The organism is Streptomyces sp. TRD_SC_5 (assembly GCF_056836825.1).
The window spans coordinates 1,184,946-1,203,367 of record NZ_JBWZZS010000001.1; the positions used below are offsets into that span (position 1 = coordinate 1,184,946).

Annotated in this window: 14 protein-coding genes; 6 read left to right on the forward strand and 8 right to left on the reverse strand. The window is 69.6% G+C overall.

The window, feature by feature from the left end; translation table 11 throughout:
• Positions 1–467: 467 nt before the first annotated feature.
• Together AC1P0E_RS05570 and metH are read right to left on the reverse strand one after the other, a co-directional pair.
• Positions 468–1,169, reverse strand: coding sequence for an HAD family hydrolase (locus tag AC1P0E_RS05570; protein WP_482741025.1), 702 nt, complete (start codon positions 1,167–1,169; stop codon positions 468–470).
• 99 nt (positions 1,170–1,268) lie between these two features.
• The gene (gene metH, locus AC1P0E_RS05575) at positions 1,269–4,784 is read right to left on the reverse strand and encodes a methionine synthase (RefSeq protein ID WP_482741026.1); all 3,516 of its coding nucleotides are present in this window, start codon (positions 4,782–4,784) and stop codon (positions 1,269–1,271) included.
• Positions 4,785–5,023: 239 nt separating this feature from the next.
• On the opposite strand from metH, the gene AC1P0E_RS05580 reads away from it, so the two are divergent.
• The 5 genes from AC1P0E_RS05580 to AC1P0E_RS05600 all read left to right on the forward strand — a co-directional run bounded on the left by AC1P0E_RS05580 (position 5,024) and on the right by AC1P0E_RS05600 (position 11,237).
• The gene (locus AC1P0E_RS05580) at positions 5,024–5,788 is read left to right on the forward strand and encodes an IclR family transcriptional regulator (RefSeq protein WP_482741027.1); all 765 of its coding nucleotides are present in this window, start codon (positions 5,024–5,026) and stop codon (positions 5,786–5,788) included.
• Positions 5,789–6,034: 246 nt separating this feature from the next.
• Positions 6,035–6,823, forward strand: a complete 789-nt coding sequence (locus AC1P0E_RS05585) for an MIP/aquaporin family protein (protein ID WP_482741028.1) — start codon at positions 6,035–6,037, stop codon at positions 6,821–6,823.
• Positions 6,824–6,863: 40 nt separating this feature from the next.
• Positions 6,864–8,390 carry a glycerol kinase GlpK gene (glpK, locus tag AC1P0E_RS05590; RefSeq protein WP_482741029.1) on the forward strand — a complete coding sequence of 509 codons (1,527 nt, stop codon included), beginning with the start codon at positions 6,864–6,866 and terminating at the stop codon, positions 8,388–8,390.
• Positions 8,391–8,405: 15 nt separating this feature from the next.
• The gene (locus AC1P0E_RS05595) at positions 8,406–10,016 is read left to right on the forward strand and encodes a glycerol-3-phosphate dehydrogenase/oxidase (RefSeq protein ID WP_482741030.1); all 1,611 of its coding nucleotides are present in this window, start codon (positions 8,406–8,408) and stop codon (positions 10,014–10,016) included.
• A gap of 189 nt (positions 10,017–10,205) precedes the next feature.
• Positions 10,206–11,237 (forward strand): PAC2 family protein, encoded by a 1,032-nt coding sequence (locus tag AC1P0E_RS05600; RefSeq protein ID WP_482741031.1) that lies wholly within the window; start codon positions 10,206–10,208, stop codon positions 11,235–11,237.
• 170 nt (positions 11,238–11,407) lie between these two features.
• Here the strand turns inward: AC1P0E_RS05600 and mshC are convergent, their stop codons facing one another.
• The 4 genes from mshC to AC1P0E_RS05620 all read right to left on the reverse strand — a co-directional run bounded on the left by mshC (position 11,408) and on the right by AC1P0E_RS05620 (position 15,073).
• Entirely contained in the window at positions 11,408–12,637 is a 1,230-nt protein-coding gene (mshC, locus tag AC1P0E_RS05605) for a cysteine--1-D-myo-inosityl 2-amino-2-deoxy-alpha-D-glucopyranoside ligase (protein WP_482741032.1), read from the reverse strand.
• A 266-nt stretch (positions 12,638–12,903) separates the two neighbouring features.
• Entirely contained in the window at positions 12,904–13,746 is an 843-nt protein-coding gene (locus tag AC1P0E_RS05610) for an SCO1664 family protein (RefSeq protein ID WP_482741033.1), read from the reverse strand.
• Positions 13,710–14,300 carry a DUF3090 domain-containing protein gene (locus AC1P0E_RS05615; RefSeq protein WP_138894543.1) on the reverse strand — a complete coding sequence of 197 codons (591 nt, stop codon included), beginning with the start codon at positions 14,298–14,300 and terminating at the stop codon, positions 13,710–13,712. The genes AC1P0E_RS05610 and AC1P0E_RS05615 overlap by 37 nt, the downstream gene beginning before the upstream one ends.
• An 86-nt stretch (positions 14,301–14,386) precedes the next feature.
• Positions 14,387–15,073 (reverse strand): histidine phosphatase family protein, encoded by a 687-nt coding sequence (locus AC1P0E_RS05620; RefSeq protein ID WP_482741034.1) that lies wholly within the window; start codon positions 15,071–15,073, stop codon positions 14,387–14,389.
• A gap of 59 nt (positions 15,074–15,132) precedes the next feature.
• On the opposite strand from AC1P0E_RS05620, the gene corA reads away from it, so the two are divergent.
• Positions 15,133–16,125 (forward strand): magnesium/cobalt transporter CorA, encoded by a 993-nt coding sequence (corA, locus tag AC1P0E_RS05625; RefSeq protein ID WP_482741035.1) that lies wholly within the window; start codon positions 15,133–15,135, stop codon positions 16,123–16,125.
• A gap of 36 nt (positions 16,126–16,161) precedes the next feature.
• On the opposite strand, the gene AC1P0E_RS05630 is transcribed toward corA, so the two are convergent.
• Complete coding sequence (locus AC1P0E_RS05630) at positions 16,162–16,950, reverse strand: ferritin-like domain-containing protein (protein ID WP_482741036.1); 789 nt, start codon at positions 16,948–16,950, stop codon at positions 16,162–16,164.
• Between the two features lie 258 nt (positions 16,951–17,208).
• Complete coding sequence (locus AC1P0E_RS05635; RefSeq protein WP_482741037.1) at positions 17,209–18,258, reverse strand: LLM class F420-dependent oxidoreductase; 1,050 nt, start codon at positions 18,256–18,258, stop codon at positions 17,209–17,211.
• Between the last annotated feature and the right edge of the window lie 164 nt (positions 18,259–18,422).

The following is an 18,422-nucleotide window of genomic DNA, read 5'->3' on the forward strand; positions in this document are numbered from 1 at the left end:
TTCAGCGTGTACGGGATACTCCGCCGCGGCCGCCCGGTCGGGGCGGTGCGATCGGGCCGGGATCAGAGCGATCGGTTCTGTGGTACCAGCAACTGGTTGAGCGCTGGAGCACATGATGGTGCGGCGAAGTTCTCGTGTTGAGATTAGTGGGAATCGCCGGGGAGGCCGGACCGGGCCCGCGCGGACCCGTTATCGGCCGGTGATCTTGAATCCCGGCAGGCCGTCGCAGTGGGGCGGGAATGATTCGTACACCACTCCATCAATCAGGACACAAGGGCGGCAAATACGGCCCTTCGGGGGCGGTTTGAGGCCTCCGATCCCCACCGGAGAGAGTCCATGGGGTGACTAAGGTCACCCCATGAATACTTTTGTTCCACGGCGCATTTGTATTTCGGCCTGTCACGGAAAATGCACGGCCCAATGCCGAGAGTTTCCGCCCAATAGCGAAAGCACGCTCGGTGAACGGGTCAGTTCACTCGTGTGATCAAAGTCGTGAGAAAAGCGAGATCGACCTCTTCCAGCGATCCCACGACCACCCGGCCGCGCGCGGGAGCGATCGGCGCGACGGACGGGACGGCCACCACGCGGCAGCCGGCCGCCTCGGCGGAGGCCACGCCGGTCGCCGTGTCCTCGACGACCGCACATCTCTCAGGATCGGCGCCGAGCCGCATCGCGGCGTACAGATACGGGTCCGGATGCGGTTTCGTACGGGGCACCTCGTCGCCCGCGACCGTCAGCGTGAACATCTCCGGGCCCAGCGTCTCCAGGACGCGGTCGATGATGCGCCGGTGCGAGGCGGAGACCAGAGCGGTGGGCACCTCGTGCGCCGCCAGTTCCGCGAGCAGCCGCGCCGCACCCGGCATCAGCGGTACTCCGCGGCCGATGCGCTTCTCGAAGCGGTCGTTGAGCAGCACCGTGAGCTCGGGCAGCGTGATGTCCGCGCCGGTCACCTCGATCAGGTAGCCCGCGCTGCGGGTCATGGGCCCGCCGACCACCACGTCGCGCCACGCCTCGTCCAGCACATGGCCGAGGTCCGCGAAGACCTCCGCCTCGACGTCCCACCAGAATCCCTCGGTGTCGACCAGGGTGCCGTCCATGTCGAGGAAGACGGCCTGGAGGGCAGAGCCTTCGGCCGTACGGGTACCGGGCGCGGGGACGGTACTTGTCATCCGGGCACACCTCCTGAAGGGACGAGAAGGCCGGCCGTCTCCCCAGGTGGGAAGGCGACCGGCCTGCGCTGGACGGACCAGTGTACGACTCGTCCGGGTCTAGCGCGCGTTGAAGTACTTCGCCTCGGGGTGGTGAATGACGATCGCGTCGGTGGACTGTTCCGGGTGCAGCTGGAACTCCTCCGACAGATGGACGCCGATCCGCTCCGGCTTCAGCAGCTCCGCGATCTTGGCGCGGTCCTCGAGGTCGGGGCAGGCGCCGTAACCGAGCGAGAAGCGAGCACCGCGGTACTTCAGGGCGAACATGTCCTCCATGGCGTCGGGGTCCTCGCCGGCGAAACCGAGCTCGGAACGGACCCGGGCGTGCCAGTACTCGGCAAGGGTCTCGGCCAACTGCACCGACAGACCGTGGAGTTCGAGGTAGTCACGGTAGGAGTTGGCCTCGAAGAGCTTGGCGGTCTCCTCGCCGATACGGGAGCCGACCGTGACCACCTGCAGGCCGACGACATCGGGCTCACCGGACTCCTCCGGGCGGAAGAAGTCGGCGAGGCACAGTCGGCGGCCGCGACGCTGGCGGGGGAAGGTGAAGCGGGTGCGCTCGGAACCGTCGTCGTTGAGGAGGATCAGGTCGTCGCCCTTGGAGTGGCAGGGGAAGTACCCGTAGACGACGGCCGCTTCGAGGAGGTTGTTGGACTGGAGGTGGTCGAGCCAGCCGCGCAGACGCGGGCGCCCCTCGGTCTCCACCAGCTCCTCGTAGGTGGGCCCGTCACCGTTGCGGACCTGCTTGAGGCCCCACTGCCCCTTGAAGAGGGCGCCCTCGTCGAGCCAGGGTGCGTACTCCTTGAGCTGGATGCCCTTCACCACCCGGGTGCCCCAGAACGGCGGGGTCGGGACCGGGTTGTCGACGGCGACGTCGGAGCGCACGGAGCCTTCCGGCTCCTCGACCTCCAGGACCGCGGTGTCCCTCTTGGCGACACGGCGCTGCTTGAGCTCGGGCAGGACCGCGCCGGGGACACCGCGCTTGACGCCGATCAGGGCGTCCATCAGACGCAGGCCCTCGAAGGCATCACGGGCGTAGCGGACCTCGCCCTCGTAGATCTCGTGCAGGTCCTGTTCGACGTACGCCCGTGTCAGGGCCGCGCCGCCGAGGATGACCGGGAAGTCGGCGGCCATCTTGCGCTGGTTGAGCTCCTGAAGGTTCTCCTTCATGATCACAGTCGACTTGACCAGGAGGCCCGACATTCCGATGACATCGGCCCTGTGCTCTTCGGCGGCTTCCAGGATCGCTGAGACGGGCTGCTTGATGCCGAGGTTGACGACGGTGTAGCCGTTGTTGGAGAGAATGATGTCGACGAGGTTCTTGCCGATGTCGTGTACGTCGCCCCGCACGGTGGCCAGCACAATCGTGCCCTTGCCCTCGTCGTCGGTCTTCTCCATGTGCGGCTCAAGATGGGCGACCGCGGTCTTCATCACTTCGGCGGACTGGAGCACGAACGGCAGCTGCATCTGGCCGGAGCCGAAGAGCTCACCGACGACCTTCATGCCCGCCAGGAGGGTGTCGTTGACGATGTCCAGGGCCGGGCGACTCCGGAGGGCCTCGTCGAGGTCGGCCTCCAGGCCGTTCTTCTCGCCGTCGATGATGCGGCGCTGCAGGCGCTCGTCGAGCGGGAGAGCCATCAGCTCCTCGGCGCGGCCGGCCTTCATCGACTTCATGTTGACGCCCTCGAAGAGGGCCATGAGCTTCTGGAGCGGGTCGTACCCCTCGGCGCGGCGGTCGTAGATCAGGTCGAGGGCGACCTGGACCTGCTCCTCTTCCAGCCGGGCGATGGGGAGGATCTTGCTCGCGTGCACGATCGCGGAGTCCAGGCCCGCCTTGACGCACTCGTCGAGGAAGACGGAGTTCAGGACGACGCGGGCGGCCGGGTTGAGGCCGAAGGAGATGTTGGACAGCCCCAGGGTGGTCTGGACGTCCGGGCGGCGGCGCTTGAGCTCACGGATCGACTCGATCGTCGCGATGCCGTCCTTGCGGGACTCCTCCTGACCGGTGCAGATGGTGAAGGTCAGGCAGTCGATGAGGATGTCCGACTCGTTGATGCCCCAGTTGCCGGTCAGGTCCTCGATGAGCCGCTCGGCGATGGCGACCTTGTGCTCGACGGTACGGGCCTGGCCCTCCTCGTCGATGGTCAGCGCGATCAGGGCGGCGCCGTGCTCCCTGGCGAGCGCGGTGACCTTGGCGAAGCGGGACTCCGGGCCGTCGCCGTCCTCGTAGTTGACGGAGTTGATGACCGCGCGACCGCCGAGCTTCTCCAGACCGGCCTGGATGACGGGCAGTTCGGTGGAGTCCAGGACGATGGGGAGCGTGGAGGCGGTGGCGAAGCGACCGGCCAGTTCGGCCATGTCCGCCACGCCGTCGCGGCCCACGTAGTCGACGCAGAGGTCGAGCATGTGCGCGCCCTCGCGGATCTGGTCGCGGGCCATCTCCACACAGTCGTCCCAGCGGGCCTCGAGCATGGCCTCGCGGAACTTCTTGCTGCCGTTGGCGTTGGTGCGCTCGCCGATCGCCATGTAGGCGGTGTCCTGGCGGAAGGGGACCGACTGGTAGAGCGAGGCGGCGCCCGGCTCGGGGCGCGGCTCTCGCTGCGTCGGGGTGAGGTCGCGGGCCCGCTCGACGACGGCGCGCAGGTGCTCGGGCGTCGTACCGCAGCAGCCGCCGATGAGGGACAGGCCGTAGTCGCGGACGAACGTCTCCTGGGCGTCGGCGAGGCCGACGGCGCCGAGCGGGAAGTGCGCGCCGTCCTTGGTGAGCACAGGAAGGCCGGCGTTCGGCATGCACATCAGCGGCGTACGCGAGTGGCGGGCCAGATAGCGCAGGTGTTCGCTCATCTCGTCCGGGCCGGTCGAGCAGTTCAGGCCGATCAGGTCGATACCCAGCGGCTCCAGGGCGGTCAGGGCGGCGCCGATCTCGGAGCCGAGCAGCATGACGCCGGTCGTCTCGAAGGCGAGTGAACAGATCAGCGGCACGTCGATGCCCAGGGCGTCCATCGCCCGGCGGGCACCGATCAGGCTCGACTTGGTCTGGAGCAGGTCCTGCGTGGTCTCCACGATCAGGGCGTCCGAGCCGCCGGCGAGCAACCCCTCGGCGTTCTTCTGGTAGCCGTCCCGCAGCACGTCGTACGCGATGTGGCCGAGCGACGGCAGCTTGGTGCCGGGGCCGATCGAGCCCAGGACCCAGCGCTGGCGACCGTCCTTGGCGCCGAACTCGTCGGCGACCTCGCGGGCGATGCGGGCACCCGACTCGGACAGCTCGAAGATCCGGTCGGCGATCTCGTACTCGTTCGCCGCCGAGTGGTTCGCGCCGAAGGTATTGGTCTCGACGCAGTCCACGCCGACAGCGAAGTACTCCTCGTGGACGGAGCGCACGATGTCGGGGCGGGTGATGTTGAGGATCTCGTTGCAGCCCTCGAGGTTCTCGAAGTCCTCAAGGCTGGGATCCTGCGCCTGGAGCATCGTGCCCATCGCCCCGTCGGCGACCACGACCCGGCTGGCGAGTGCTTCGCGGAGGGCGTCTGCGCGGCTGCTGTGACTGGCAGGCGTGGGGGTCGGCAACGAGGCCATGGATCTGCTCCCTGGAGTGCGACGGCTGTCGGCTTTGCGCCTTCCCGGCGGAGGGCGCACGTGGTCAGCGTAGCCGTGCTCCCGTCCGTGGCGTGAAGGTGTCCCACGGGGCGGACGGTGTCGCGTTCGTGTCGTGTTCTGATGGCTCACGGTCGCCGAGCGGGGATCGGACCGTGACGCCAGGTCGACATGAACCGATAGTGTTCAGCATTGTCGAACCGAGGTGGAGGTGGCCGAGCGTGGCGAAGAACATCCAGTCGCTCGAGCGGGCGGCGGCGATGCTGCGCCTGCTCGCGGGTGGCGAGCGCAGGCTCGGCCTGTCCGAAGTGGCCTCGTCCCTCGGTCTTGCCAAGGGTACGGCGCACGGCATCCTGCGCACCCTTCAGGCGGAGGGTTTTGTCGAGCAGGACTCCGCCTCCGGCCGCTATCAGCTGGGCGCCGAGCTGCTGCGCCTGGGCAGCACCTATCTGGACGTGCACGAGCTGCGCGCCCGCGCGCTGGTGTGGACCGACGATCTGGCCCGTTCCAGCGGCGAGAGCGTCTATCTGGGCGTACTGCACCAGAAGGGCGTACTGATCGTCCACCACGTCTTCCGTCCGGACGACAGCCGGCAGGTGCTCGAAGTCGGGGCCATGCAGCCGCTGCACTCCTCGGCGCTGGGCAAGGTGCTGTCCGCGTACGACCCGGTGGCGCACAACGAGGTCGTCGAGAACGAGCGCAAGACCTTCACTCCGCACACGATCACGGACGCCCAGGACTTCGAGGCGGTGCTCGACCTGACCCGTGCGCGCGGCTGGGCCGCCGACGTGGAGGAGACCTGGGACGGGGTGGCCTCGATCGCCGCCCCCATCCACGACCGCCGGCGGATGCCCGTCGGCGCGGTCGGCATCACGGGCGCCGTCGAGCGCGTCCGTGAGGGCCAAGACCTCCGCTCCGAGCTCGTCGCGGCCGTACGGGACTGTGCGCGCGCGGTGTCGCGGGATCTGGGCGCAAGCCGCTTCTGAGGCGCGTACCGCCCCCTCCTGTCACGCTGGTAACGATAGCGATACCGCGGCACAGAACTCTTGACGTGCCAGTTAACCGGGAGCAAAACTGCCGTTCATCGGTCGGCAATGCCGAACACCTACCGGCAATACGCGCTAGAGTGTGGCAACGCCAAGGGACCGGCTAGGCCCTCACCGAGGGCGCGGACCACCCGGAGGGACCCGGGGTTCGCCTTTCCCCTGGAACGAAGGACAAAGGAGTCGCGGGTGTCCAGCTCCGACATCTTCATCGGCGAGATCATCGGTACCGCCGTACTCATCCTGCTCGGCGCAGGCGTCGTCGCCGCCGTCGTGCTCAAGCGCTCGAAGGCGCAGAACGCCGGCTGGCTCGCCATCACCTTCGGGTGGGGCTTCGCCGTCATGACGGCCGTCTACATGACGGGCAGCCTCTCCGGCGCCCACCTCAACCCGGCAGTCACCGTCGGCATCGCGATCAAGGACGGCGACTGGAGCAACGTTCCGGTCTACTTCGCCGGCCAGATACTCGGCGCGATGATCGGCGCCGCCCTGGTCTGGATCGCGTACTACGGCCAGTTCCAGGCCCATCTCACGGACCCGGAGATCCTCGCGGAGCAGCCGGCCGAAGAGGGCATGGTCGACCAGAAGGCCGCACCCAAGGCCGGACCCGTGCTGGGCATCTTCTCCACCGGCCCGGAAGTCCGGAACGTCTGGCAGAACCTCGCCACCGAGATCATCGGCACCGTCGTGCTCGTCCTCGCGGTGCTCACCCAGGGCCTCAACGACAGCGGCAAGGGCCTCGGCGCCGTCGGCGGACTCATGGTCGCCCTCGTCGTGGTCGGCATCGGCCTCTCGCTCGGCGGCCCGACCGGTTACGCGATCAACCCGGCACGTGACCTGGGGCCGCGCATCGTGCACGCCCTGCTCCCGCTGCCGAACAAGGGCGGCTCCGACTGGAGCTACGCCTGGATCCCCGTCGTCGGCCCGCTGATCGGCGGAGCCCTCGCCGCGGGTATCTACAACATCGCGTTCGCCTGAGCCGACCGGCCGACCCTCTACAGACCTCCGGGAGCACACCGTGACCGACGTACACAGCACCGGCCCGTTCATCGCGGCCATCGACCAGGGCACCACCTCCAGCCGCTGCATCGTCTTCGACAAGGACGGCCGGATCGTCGCGGTCGACCAGAAGGAGCACGAGCAGATCTTCCCGAAGCCGGGCTGGGTCGAGCACGACGCGGCCGAGATCTGGACCAACGTCCAGGAAGTCGTCGCCGGCGCCATCGACAAGGCCGGCATCACCCCGGCCGACGTCAAGGCGATCGGCATCACCAATCAGCGCGAGACCACGCTGATGTGGGACAAGAACACCGGTGAGCCCGTCCACAACGCCATCGTGTGGCAGGACACCCGCACCGACGCGCTCTGCAAGGAGCTCGGCCGCAACGTCGGCCAGGACCGCTTCCGCCGCGAGACCGGCCTGCCGCTCGCGTCGTACTTCGCGGGTCCCAAGGTCCGCTGGCTGCTGGACAACGTCGAGGGCCTGCGCGAGCGCGCCGAGGCCGGCGACATCCTCTTCGGCACCATGGACTCCTGGGTCATCTGGAACCTGACGGGCGGCACCGACGGCGGCGTACACGTCACCGACGTCACCAACGCGTCGCGCACCCTTCTCATGAACCTGCACGAGATGCGGTGGGACGAGAAGATCCTCCAGTCGATGGACATCCCGGCCGCCGTGCTGCCGGAGATCCGTTCCTCCGCCGAGGTGTACGGCGTCGCCAAGGCCGGCCCGCTGATGGGCGTGCCCGTCGCCTCGGCGCTCGGTGACCAGCAGGCGGCGCTGTTCGGCCAGACCTGCTTCTCGCAGGGCGAGGCCAAGTCGACGTACGGCACCGGCACCTTCATGCTCATGAACACCGGTCACACGCCCGTCAACTCGTACAACGGCCTGCTGACGACCGTCGGATACCAGATCGGCGACCAGAAGGCCGTCTACGCCCTCGAAGGCTCCATCGCCGTCACCGGCTCGCTCGTCCAGTGGATGCGCGACCAGATGGGCCTGATCAAGTCGGCCGCCGAGATCGAGACGCTGGCCTCCTCGGTCGAGGACAACGGCGGCGCGTACTTCGTGCCCGCCTTCTCCGGCCTGTTCGCCCCGTACTGGCGCCCCGACGCCCGCGGTGTGATCGCCGGCCTCACCCGGTACGTCACCAAGGCGCACATCGCCCGTGCCGTGCTGGAGGCCACCGCCTGGCAGACCCGCGAGATCAGCGACGCCATGACCAAGGACTCCGGCGTCGAGCTGACGGCCCTCAAGGTCGACGGCGGCATGACCTCCAACAACCTGCTGATGCAGACCCTCTCGGACTTCCTGGACGCACCGGTGGTGCGCCCGATGGTCGCCGAGACCACCTGCCTCGGCGCCGCCTACGCCGCCGGCCTCGCCGTCGGCTTCTGGTCCAGCACGGACGAACTGCGCGCCAACTGGCGCAGGGCGGCCGAGTGGACCCCCCGCATGGACGCGGCCACGCGGGACCGCGAGTACAAGAGCTGGCTCAAGGCCGTCGAGCGGTCCATGGGCTGGCTCGACGACGAGAGCTGACGAGGAGTTACGAAAATGACCACCCTGCAGAGCGTCCCGGCACTCGGGACGCGCCCGGCCGACGGTTCCACCACGAGCCGCGCCGAAACCCGGGACCAGCTTTCCAAGGCGACGTACGACCTCCTGGTGATCGGCGGCGGCATCCTGGGCATCTCCACTGCCTGGCACGCCGCTCAGTCGGGGCTGCGGGTGGCCCTGGTGGACGCCGGCGACTTCGCCGGCGCCACCTCCTCCGCCTCCTCCAAGCTGCTCCACGGCGGACTGCGCTACCTCCAGACCGGCGCGGTCAAGCTGGTGGCGGAGAACCACTTCGAGCGGCGCGCCGTCTCCCGGGACGTCGCGCCGCACCTGGCCAACCCGCTGACCTTCTACCTCCCCGTCTACAAGGGCGGTCCGCACGGCGCGGCCAAGCTCGGCGCGGGCGTCTTCGCCTACTCGGCGCTGTCCGCCTTCGGTGACGGCGTCGGCCATGTCATCAGCCCGGCGAAGGCGGCCCGTGAGGTGCCCGAGCTGCGTACGGACAACCTCAAGGCCGTCGCGGTGTACGGCGACGACCAGATGAACGACTCGCGCATGGCCCTGATGACGGTCCGGGCCGCCGCCGAGTCGGGCGCGACCGTTCTCAACCACGCCGAGGTCACCGGACTGCGCTTCACCAACGGGCGGGTCACGGGCGCGGACCTCAAGGACCGCCTGGACGGTGCGGAGTTCGGCGTGACGGCCCGCCTGGTGCTCAACGCCACCGGGCCGTGGGTCGACCACCTGCGCAAGATGGAGAACCCCGACGCGGCACCCTCCATCCGCCTCTCCAAGGGCGCGCATCTGGTCCTCAAGCGCACCGCCCCCTGGAAGGCCGCGCTGGCCACGCCGATCGACAAGTACCGCATCACCTTCGCGCTGCCGTGGGAGGACCAGCTCCTGCTGGGTACGACCGACGAGGAGTACGAGGGCGACCCCGCGGACGTCTCCGTGAACGAGAAGGACATAGCCCAGATCCTGGACGAGGCCGCCTTCTCGATCCGCGACCAGCAGCTGTCCCGCGACCTGATCACGTACTCCTTCGCGGGTCTTCGCGTGCTGCCCGGCGGTCCGGGCGATACGTCGAAGGCCAAGCGGGAGACGGTCGTCACCGAGGGACGCGGCGGCATGCTGTCGGTGGCCGGCGGCAAGTGGACGACGTTCCGTCACATCGGCCGCACCGTCATGAACAAGCTCGCCGCCCTGCCCGGCCACCCGCTGGGCGAGGACATGGAGCCGATCTCGCGACTGCCGAAGAGGCAGCCGCTGCCGGGCATCTCCAACCCGAACGCGGTCGCGCACCGGCTGCTCGTCGACGGCGGTACGCCCGGCCCGCGGATGGCCGCCGACACCGCCCGCCACCTGGCCACGCACTACGGCTCGCTGTCCTTCGACATCGCGCGCATGGCCAACGAGGACCCGGCGCTCGCCGAGCGCGTCCACCCGGACGCGCCGGAGATCTGGGCGCAGGTGGTGTACGCCCGTGACCACGAGTGGGCCGAGACGGCGGACGACGTACTGCGCCGCCGTACGACGCTGACGATCCGGGGCCTGGCCACGGACGAGGTCCGCGCGAAGGTCGAGGACGTACTGGGCCGCAAGGCCTGAAGCACTTCGGCCGGAGCCGACGGGTAAGGGGCAGCCGCCCAGGTGGCTGCCCCTTACCCGTCCTGAAGGTCCGGCGGTTGATCCGGCAGGCGCCGGGCACGCTTCCCGCATGCGCATCAGGCGTCACCGCGCCTGGTGGAAGCCGTAAGGTTGGTGCGTGCACAAGGGAACTTCGAAAGGGGGCACTGGGTGATCGAGCTCGAGGGGGTTCCCGAGCTGATCGACCCGGTCATGGTGGCCGCGTTCGAGGGCTGGAACGACGCCGGCGACGCCGCCTCCACCGCGGTCGCGCATCTGGAGCGGGAATGGAAGGGCGAGGTCTTCGCCGCGCTCGACGCCGAGGACTACTACGACTTCCAGGTCAACCGGCCCACGGTGTTCATCGACAGCGGAGTCCGCAAGATCACCTGGCCCACCACACGGCTCTCGGTCGTACGCATCGGCGGCGACAAGCCCCGTGACCTCGTCCTGGTCCGCGGCATCGAGCCGTCCATGCGCTGGCGCTCGTACTGCAACGAGATCCTCGGCTTCGCCCACGAACTGGGCGTCGAGATGGTCGTGATCCTCGGCGCGCTGCTCGGCGACACCCCGCACACCCGGCCGGTGCCGGTCAGCGGCGTGACCTCGGACGCCGATCTGGCGCGGACCATGGATCTGGAGGAGACCAAGTACGAAGGCCCCACCGGCATCGTCGGCATCCTCCAGGAGGCCTGTACGCACGCGGGCGTGCCGGCGGTGAGCCTGTGGGCCGCCGTACCGCACTACGTGTCACAGCCGCCGAACCCCAAGGCCACACTGGCGCTCCTCAACCGCCTCGAAGACCTCATCGACCTGCGGATCCCGCTCGGCGAACTGCCCGAGGACGCACGGGCGTGGCAGGTCGGCGTGGACCAACTGGCCGCCGAGGACAGCGAGGTGGCGGAGTACGTACAGTCGCTGGAGGAGGCGCGGGACACCGCGGAGCTTCCCGAGGCGACGGGCGAGGCCATCGCCCGCGAGTTCGAGCGGTACCTGCGACGGCGCGACGGCGGGCCGGGACCGGGCGGCACCGGCGCCGGCCACGCGACGGACGGCAGCGAGGGCACCGGCACGTACCTGCGTGACAGCTCCAGCGGCCGTACGCGCCCCCCGAAGCCACCGCGCACGGAGGCCGAGGCCCCGCCGGAGGACGCGGAAGGCGCCGAAGGCTCCGACGGGACGGACGGCTCCACGGAGGAGTGAAGCGGGGCAGCGCCGGGCGGCGCTGCCCCGCAGCCGTCGGACGAGTGCTCTGAGCTCAGAGCTCTGTCAAAGCGAACTCCTCATCTCACAAGGGCATTTGTCCGCAGCGGAACGAAACCGCCCCCGGCACTCTCCGAGAGAGAACCGGGGGCGGCAAGGCCGGAAGGCGACTAGAGAGCCACGCCGAGCAGCGCGTCCACGGCGCGCGAGACGACACCGGGCGCGCCTTCGTCCGTACCGCCTTCGGACGCCTGCTGAGCGGCCCAGCGGTCCACGGCGGCGAGTGCGGCCGGGGCGTCGAGGTCGTTGGAGAGCGCCTCGCGGATCTCCTCGACCAGGGCGTCGGCGGACGGTCCGTCGGGGCGGGACACGGCCGCGCGCCAGCGCCCGAGCCGCTCCAGGGCGTCCTCGAGCACCTGGTCCGTCCACTCCCAGTCGGCCCGGTAGTGGTGCGCCAGCAGCGTGAGGCGGATCGCGGCCGGGTCAACGCCGTCGCGGCGCAGCTTCGACACGAAGACCAGGTTGCCCTTGGACTTCGACATCTTCGCGCCGTCCAGGGCGACCATCCCGGTGTGTACGTACGTCTTGGCGAACGGGTACTCACCGGTCAGCGCCTGGGCGTGGGACGCGCCCATCTCGTGGTGCGGGAAGGCGAGGTCCGACCCGCCGCCCTGTACGTCGAAGCCCATCCCCAGGTGGTCCAGGGCGATCGCCACGCACTCGATGTGCCAGCCGGGCCTGCCGAGGCCCAGCGAGGCACCGTCCCAGCTCGGCTCGCCCTCACGGGCGGCCATCCAGAGCATCGGGTCGAGTGGATTCTTCTTGCCGGGGCGCTCGGGGTCACCGCCGCGCTCGGCGGACAGCAGCCGCATCGCGTCGGCGTCGAGCCCGGAGACCTCGCCGAAGTGCGGGTCGGCCTCGACGGAGAAGTACACATCCCCTTCGAGCTCGTACGCCGCGCCCGCGTCCCGCAGCCGCTCGATGAGCGGCACGATGCCGGGTATCGCTTCGACGGCGCCGATGTAGTGCTGCGGGGGAAGCATCCGCAGGGCGGTCATGTCCTCGCGGAACAACGCGGTTTCGCGCTCCGCGAGTTCGGTCCAGTCGTGTCCGTCGCGGATCGCCCGCTCGAGCAGCGGATCGTCTACGTCCGTGACGTTCTGGACGTAATGAACCTGACGCTTGGTGTCGAGCCACACGCGCTGCACGAGGTCGAACGCGTTGTAGGTCGCCGCGTGACCGATGTGGGTCGCGTCGTACGGCGTGATGCCGCAGACATAGATACGGGCGACGGGACCGGGGTCGAGGGTGATCAACCCACTGGTCGCGGTGTCGTGGATCTGGAGGTCGCGGCCCTTGCCAGGCAGGGCGGGGACCTCAGAAGCGGGCCAGGCATGCATGCCTTGAGCGTAACCGGACGCACGTTCCGGATACGAACCGGCTACGGGAACGTGTCCGGTAAGCCACTCTTGCGCTGCGCTTGCCGCCTGCGGCGGGCTTTCCCCTACCCGCCCCTTCCCGGACTGGGGTGCTGCCCCAGACCCCGCTCCTCAAACGCCGGAGGGGCTGGACAGTGCCGCTGAGCGGGGATGTGTCCGCTGCGCGGCACGTGTCACAGCGGGAAGGAAGGGGCGGGTAGGGGAACAGCGCCGCAGGCAACCCGCGCCTACACCGGGGGCCACGGAATGGCCGGCCACTCCCCGCTCGGCTCCGGGTGGCGCCCGGTGGTCCGCAGCGCCGTCACCCGTCCCCGCAGCGCCTCCACCTCCGCCGGGGTGATCAGCTCGGCCATACGAGTGGCGAGCGGGCGCCCCGGGGCCAGCTCCTCCGCCAGCCGGGTCAGCGCCTCGACGGCCTCGGCCGTCAGCGGCTCCCCCGCCCAGCCCCACAGCAGGGTCCGGAGCTTGTCCTCCACGTTGAACGTGACCCCGTGGTCGATGCCGAACAGCTTGCCGTCCGCCGTCGGCAGCAGGTGCCCGCCCTTGCGGTCGGCGTTGTTGATCACCGCGTCCAGCAGCGCCAGGCGCCGCAGGCGTGCATCGTCGGCGTGCACAAGGAGCGCCGTGCGCCCCTCCCCCACCTCGGCGAAGGCGATCGCCTTCCAGCCCTCCCCGGGCTCCTCGTCTTCCACCAGCGCCAGCAGACCGCCGTCGGACCCTTCCCCGGGCGTCTCGATCCACAGCTGGCACATGCCCTCGCCGTACGGACCGTCCCTCAGCACGGTCGGCGGCACAAGGCCCCACCCCGTCGCCTCGGAGATCTCGTACGCCGCCACCTCGCGCTGAGCGAGCGTGCCGTCGGGGAAGTCCCACAGCGGCCGCTCACCGGCGACCGGCTTGTACACACAGGACGCCGATACACCGTCGTACTCGATCCCGCAGTACAGCACCGCGTTCGACGCCTCACGGACGCGTCCGCGCACCGTCAGCTGCCCCTTCGCCAGCACGGTGAGGAGGTCGTTGTGCGCCGGAGTCACGCTCCGCGGCGGTATCCGTTCTGGCGCGGGCATACGTGTCCCTCCGGGTCGAGCGGCAGGCTGCACAGCGGGCACGGCGGCCGGCCGGCGTTGACGACGTCCAGGGCGCGCTTGGCGAAGGCTCTGGCCTGCGCGCCGCTGAGCCGGACCCGCAGCATCGGGGGGCCGTTCTCCTCGTCCTGGAGCAGCCGTTCCTCAGCCTCCGCGAGATCCTCTTCCGTCTCCACGTCCAGCTCGACGAGGGCCTGCGCCTCGACGATCATGCGCTGCTCCTCACCGTCCCAGGCGAGCGCCATCGTGCCGACGCGGAACTCCTCCTCGACAGGAGCGTCCAGCGGTGCGCTGTCGGTGACGTCGGCGGGAGCCACCGCCGGCACGGGGGCGTTGCCGCCGGTGCGGCGTACCACTTCGTCGAGCAGCTCGTCGATCCGTTCGGCGAGCGCGGCCACCTGGGTCTTTTCCAGGGCCACGCTGGTGACGCGGCCGGCCGCGGATGCCTGCAGGAAGAACGTACGGCGTCCAGGCAGCCCGACCGTACCGGCCACAAAGCGGTCCGGCGGGTCGTAGAGGAATACCTGACGGGACACGTCCTGATCTCCCTTGAACTCGTCACTGCCCTGAAATCGTCTGTATGCGCGGTCTTGGGGCGCGTCCACCCTACTGCGCGGAGCGATCACGGTGCGCCTGCGCCGCCCCCTACGGCCGCGTCCCCGTCACTGGCGCTCTCACGCGGCGCCAGCGAGGAGAGGTCCCCCGTGTCGCCGAGGCGCACAAGAAAGGGGCGGAGACCGGTGTACCGGATGGCCGTCAGGGAACACGGGTCCACGTGAATCCGCTGGAAGAGGTCAAGATGAAGGCCGAGTGCGTCCGCGACGACGGACTTGATGATGTCGCCGTGCGAACACATGAGATAGACCGCGTCTTCGCCGTGCTCGGCCTCGATGCGCGCGTTCCAGTCCCGTACGGCGTCGACCGCGCGGGCCTGCATGGCGCGCATCGACTCACCGCCCGGGAACGTCACGGAGGAGGGGTGCTGTTGTACGGCGGCCATCAGCGGCTCGTCGGAGAGCTCGGCGAGCTTGCGGCCCGACCAGTCGCCGTAGTGGCACTCCCCTATCCGCTCGTCGGTGTGCAGCGGCAGCCCGGGCCGCGCGTCGAGCAGCGGCTGCAGGGTCTCGCGGCAGCGTTCGAGGGGGCTGGTGACGGCGGCGGCGAGCGGCACGTCGGCCAGCCTGCCGGGCAGCGCGGCCGCCTGTGCGGCGCCGCGCTCGTCGAGGGTGACACCCGGTGTCCAGCCGGCGAGCAGCCCGGCGGTGTTGGCGGTGGAGCGTCCGTGCCGTACGAGAATCAGCGTGGCCATGGCCGCCAGCCTAGGCGGAAGACCGCTCCGGGGTGTGCCCGGACCCGTACCGGGGGAGAATGCGCGCCGTGATCGTCGACTGCGCCATCTACCGGGAAGGGCGCCGCACCGAAGGCCCCTCCGACTTCTCCGACGCCCTCTTCGAGGCGCGGACCACCGGCGACGCCTTCTTGTGGATCGGGCTGCACGAGCCGACCGAGAAGGAATTCGCTCTCGTGAGCAGCGAGTTCGGCCTGCACCCGCTGGCCGTCGAGGACGCGCTGCGCGCCCACCAGCGGCCCAAGCTGGAGGTGTACGACGACTCGCTCTTCGCGGTGCTGAAACCGGTGATCTACGAACCGGAGAGCGACACCGTGACGACGGGCGAGCTGATGGTCTTCGTGGGCGACTCGTTCGTGGTGACGGTGCGGCACGGCGAGGGCGCTCCGCTCGCCGCCGTACGCCACCGCCTCGAAGCCGAACCCGAAGTCCTGGGGCACGGTCCGACCGCCGTGCTGTACGCCGTGAGCGACGCCGTCGTCGACTACTACATAGAGGTCGGCGCGGAGCTGCAGACCGACCTGGAGGAGCTGGAGGCGGAGGTGTTCGCGCCGGTCGGCCGCGACTCCAAGAACACGGCCGCGCGGATCTACACGTTCAAGCGGCAGGTGCTCGAATTCCGCCGTGCGACGGGGCCGCTCGCCCAGCCCATGCTGCGACTGTCGAGTCCGGGGCTGCCGTTCGTCGACGAGCAAGCGCAGCCGTTCTTCCGGGACGTCAGTGACCACCTCACGCGAGCGAACGAGCAGGTGGACGGGCTCGACCGGCTGCTGTCCGACATCCTGTCCGCCCATCTCGCGCAGATGAGCGTGCGGCAGAACGACGACATGCGCAAGATCTCGGCGTGGGCGGCGATGGCCGCCGTACCGACGATGGTCGCGGGGGTCTACGGCATGAACTTCGACCACATGCCCGAGCTGACCTGGGTGTGGGCGTATCCGGCCGTGATCGTGCTGATGGTGATGTGCGAGATCGGCCTGTACCGGCTGTTCAAACGCCGCGGCTGGCTCTGAGCCGGCTCTCTGGCGGGGCGGCCGCGGCCGCGCCCTTCAGACGAGTCCGGCGGCGGACGTCGCGGGGCCGCCCAGCGCGTCGCGCCGCTCCGGCATCGACAGGCTCACCATGCGCCGCCAGCCGCCGAGACGCTCGTACGCGTACACGGCGTGGATGCCGGCGGTGAGCACGGCGGACTTGGACTTCGGCCACTTCAGGATGCGCCCCATGTGGGCCATGACGGCAAGGCTGACGTCCCGGTAGACGCGGCACTCCGCCAAGGCGCACTCGCGCAGGACGCGCTGGATCGTACGGCCGTGTCCCGCGCGGGCCAGCCCGAGCAGCTCCTCGTGGCAGTACGCGAGGTGGTTCTCCTCGTCGTGGCAGATCATCCTGAGGGGCCTGCCCGCCTCGGGGTGGTCGCCGAAGTACTTGACCAGCATGTCCATCTGGTCCGCGGCCCGCTGTTCGGTCACCCGGCTGTGCGAGAGGTAGACGAGGATGTCCTCCTCGGTCAGCGGCTCGTCGCGGCGGAGCTTGTCGTGGGCGAGGCCGATGCCGCGCCGTTCCAGCAGCATCGTGTAGTCGGTCTCCGGCGGGACGGGGACCGGGCCGAGCTCCCGCTTCTTGAGCAGGGCGTTGAAGAGCCGCCCGTGCTTGTCCTCGTCGGCGCCGTGCCGGGTGATCTTCGGGGCGAGGTGCCTCATGCCCTCGGGCGCAAGGGCGGCGATCCGGCCGTTCTCCCAGCCGCCCTGGGTCTCGCCGCCGGCGGCTATGGAGCAGAAGAGCTGGAAGGAATCGTCGTTGTCGAGAATTTCCTGGAAGAGACTTCGGGCCGACAGCATCACTGATACCTCCGGTGAACCTCCGTGCAGACGTCCGCAAAGAACAAGTCAAGAGCGGTACGGGACGGCAGGCAACAGGTGCGCCGGTCAACTCAGCCGGACGAATGAACCCCGGGGGTGGTACGGGCGCGTAACCCCAACGGGCCGTGAGGCGTTGTTGTGCGTGACGGCCGTGGCGGGGAAGACCCCCCGAGCCCCCACCACGGCCGCAGACTTTCCTTCTGTTTTCCCAACCCGCCGGGTTTCCCACCCGCCGGGTTACGCCAGGCCGGAGCGCTCCAGGGCGTCGGTGCCGGCGCGCAGGGCGGTGATCCGCTCCTCGAGCGTGAAGCCCGCCGGGGCCAGCGTCAGCGTCGTGACTCCGGCCGCGGCGTACGCCTGCATCCGCTCGGCGATCCGCTCCACGGAGCCGAGCAGGGTCGTCTGGTCGATCAGCCGGTGCGGAATGGCGGCGGCCGCGCCCTTCTTGTCGCCCGTCAGGTACTTGTCCTGGATCTCGGCGGCTTCCTTCTCGTAGCCCATGCGCTGCGCGAGCTGATTGTAGAAGTTCTGCTTGCGGCTGCCCATGCCGCCGACGTACAGGGCGGTGTACGGACGGAACATGTCGGCCAGCGCGTTGACGTCGTCACCGACCGCGAGCGGCAGGGTGGGGCAGACGTCGAAGCCGTCCATGCTCTTGCCGGCCTTCTCGCGGCCCGCGCGGATGTGCTGGAGCGCGGTCTCCTCGATGTGCTCGGCGGAGGGGAAGATCAGCAGCGCGCCGTCGGCGATCCCGCCGGTCTGCTCCAGGTTCTTGGGGCCGATCGCGGCGATGTAGAGCGGGATGTGCTCGCGCTGCGGGTGGACCGTGAGCTTCAGCGGCTTGCCGGGGCCGTCGGGCAGCGGCAGCGTCCAGTGCTGCCCCTCGTACGTCAGGCGCTCGCGGGTCATGGCCTTGCGGACGATCTCGACGTACTCGCGGGTGCGGGCCAGCGGCTTGTCGAACTTGACGCCGTACCAGCCCTCGGAGACCTGCGGGCCCGAGACACCGAGGCCGAGGCGGAAGCGACCGCCGGAAAGGGAGTCGAGGGTGGCGGCGGTCATCGCGGTCATGGCGGGCGTACGGGCCGGGATCTGGAAGATCGCGGAGCCGACGTCGATGCTCTCGGTCTGGGCGGCGACCCAGGAGAGGACGGTGGCGGCGTCCGAGCCGTAGGCCTCGGCGGCCCAGCAGACGTCGTAGCCGAGCCGGTCCGCTTCCTGGGCGACGGCGAGATTGTCGCCGTCCATCCCCGCGCCCCAGTAACCGAGGTTGATGCCGAGCCGCATGCCGCTCCCCTTACTGATCAGTAACGTCCCTGTTGTCGGGGACTCTAGCGCGCGGGGCCGCGATCCGTCAGTGGGCGTTCCGCACCGGACGGCGGGGCGCTGGGAGACATGGTGCCCGCGACTCTTGTCCACAGGACTTGTCCACAGGACTCCTGCCGCCGGGC

Bases quoted from the DNA above. Each gene is read 5' to 3' on its own strand.
- AC1P0E_RS05630 (WP_482741036.1), bottom strand. From the start codon at position 16,950: ATGCTGTCGGCCCGAAGTCTCTTCCAGGAAATTCTCGACAACGACGAT.
- AC1P0E_RS05620 (WP_482741034.1), bottom strand. From the start codon at position 15,073: ATGGCCACGCTGATTCTCGTACGGCACGGACGCTCCACCGCCAACACC.
- AC1P0E_RS05570 (WP_482741025.1), bottom strand. From the start codon at position 1,169: ATGACAAGTACCGTCCCCGCGCCCGGTACCCGTACGGCCGAAGGCTCT.
- corA (WP_482741035.1), top strand. From the start codon at position 15,133: ATGCGCGCCGTGATCGTCGACTGCGCCATCTACCGGGAAGGGCGCCGC.
- AC1P0E_RS05635 (WP_482741037.1), bottom strand. From the start codon at position 18,258: ATGCGGCTCGGCATCAACCTCGGTTACTGGGGCGCGGGGATGGACGGC.
- mshC (WP_482741032.1), bottom strand. From the start codon at position 12,637: ATGCATGCCTGGCCCGCTTCTGAGGTCCCCGCCCTGCCTGGCAAGGGC.
- metH (WP_482741026.1), bottom strand. From the start codon at position 4,784: ATGGCCTCGTTGCCGACCCCCACGCCTGCCAGTCACAGCAGCCGCGCA.
- AC1P0E_RS05610 (WP_482741033.1), bottom strand. From the start codon at position 13,746: ATGCCCGCGCCAGAACGGATACCGCCGCGGAGCGTGACTCCGGCGCAC.
- AC1P0E_RS05595 (WP_482741030.1), top strand. From the start codon at position 8,406: ATGACCACCCTGCAGAGCGTCCCGGCACTCGGGACGCGCCCGGCCGAC.